1 protein-coding gene is annotated in these 1,685 nt (G+C 64.1%); it reads left to right on the top strand.

Translation table 11 applies throughout. The features are described from left to right. Positions 1 to 72 precede the first annotated feature (72 nt). Positions 73 to 1,613, top strand: a protein-coding gene (locus ACP7B7_RS31575; protein ID WP_426079358.1) for an IS3 family transposase whose coding sequence is annotated in 2 segments (ribosomal slippage) — positions 73 to 529 and positions 529 to 1,613 — 1,542 coding nt in all. Because the reading frame shifts where the segments join, the coding sequence is not laid out codon by codon here. Positions 1,614 to 1,685: the final 72 nt, after the last annotated feature.

Here is a 1,685-nt window from a genome sequence, read left to right as displayed (position 1 = left end):
CCCCCTCTGTCAAAATAGTTGTCGCCTCCAACAATTGGAGTTCTAATCTGCCCTGGGGCGATGGATTTTACGATGACGAAATACACCAACGAGAAGAAAGAGCACGCGCTCAGCCAAATGAGCGCGCCGCATAACAAGCCTGTGGCCGCAGTGGCGCAGCTCACCGGCGTGCCGGAAGCCACGCTGTACCTGTGGCGCAAGCAGGCACGCGAACAAGGCCGCGCGGTGCCCGGCGATGGACAAAATCCCGAGCAATGGAGCTCCGCCGACAAGTTTGCGGTGGTGCTGGAGGCGGCCCCGCTGAACGCGGCTGAATTGGCGGCGTACTGCCGTCGCAAGGGATTGCTGGTGGAACAGCTGGAACGCTGGCGCACTGAAGTCCACACGGCCTTGACGGCTGGACAGAACCGAGCTGGCGCCACCGAACGCGCGACGGACAAGAAGCGCATCCGGGAGCTGGAAAGGGATTTGCGCCGCAAGGAGAAGGCATTGGCCGAGACGGCGGCACTGCTGGTGTTGTCCCGAAAGTACGAAGCGCTGTGGACCGACGGCGAGGACGCATGATTGCGTTGCCGCAGCGCCAGGAGTTGGTCGCCGATATTGAGCAAGCCTGCCAGGATGGCGCCCCTCTTGGTTTGGCTTGTGCCGAACTGGGCTTGAGTGCGCGCACCGTCGAGCGCTGGCGTCGCACGGGCAAGGTCCGAGCCGATGCGAGACCGATGGCGGCCCGTCCGGCGCCGGCGCACAAGCTGAGCGAGCAAGAACGCCAGCGCGTGCTCGACGTCTGCCACGAGGCGCGCTTCGCCGACTGGCCACCGGCGCAAATCGTGCCGCGTCTGGCCGACGAGGGAACCTATCTGGCATCCGAATCGTCGTTCTATCGCATACTGCGCGCGGCGCAAGAGCAGCAGCATCGCGGCCGCGCCAAGGCGCCGCAGGCCACCGAGCCGCAGCGCCATGTGGCCCACGGCCCCAACGAGGTGTGGAGCTGGGACGTGACCTATTTGCCCAGCCAGGTGCGCGGCATGTTCTTTTATCTGTACGCCGTCATCGACCTGTTCAGCCGCAAGCTGGTCGCATGGGAGGTGCATGCGCGCGAGGGTGGCGACGAGGCGGCCGCGTTGATGGAGCGGGCTTGCTGGCGCGAACACCGTCCCCACAACAAGCCGCTGGTGCTGCACGCCGACAATGGCGCGGCGCAAAAGGCGCATACGCTCAAGTCCAAGCTGGAGACGCTGGGCATCACACCGTCGCACAGCCGCCCCGGCGTCTCGGACGACAACGCCCATATCGAATCCTGGTTCCGCACCTGCAAGTACGCGCCAGGCTACCCGCCGAATGGATTCGAGGACATCGAGCTGGCGCGGCAATGGGTGCTGAAATTCGTCACCTGGTACAACGGCGAGCATTTGCATAGCGGCCTATCCTTCGTCACACCGGAACAGCGCCACAGCGGCCTCGCGGACGACGTCCTGCGGCAGCGGCGGGAGGTCTACGCGCAGGCGCGGGAGCGCCATCCGTTGCGCTGGAAACGACCACCACGCGCATGGCAGATAGCTGATGAGGTTTGGCTTAACCCGCCGTCCAAACTTGACCAGCGTCGCGCCGCGTGACGCGCTGAGGAAAGAACAAAATCGACGCATTCTAAAACCGGAATTATGCGACAACTATCTTGACACGTACCG

This window comes from Janthinobacterium sp. PSPC3-1, from assembly GCF_049896105.1.
In the GTDB taxonomy this organism is placed as follows: Bacteria; Pseudomonadota; Gammaproteobacteria; order Burkholderiales; family Burkholderiaceae_D; genus Janthinobacterium.
This window is presented reverse-complemented; position numbering and strand designations above follow the sequence as displayed.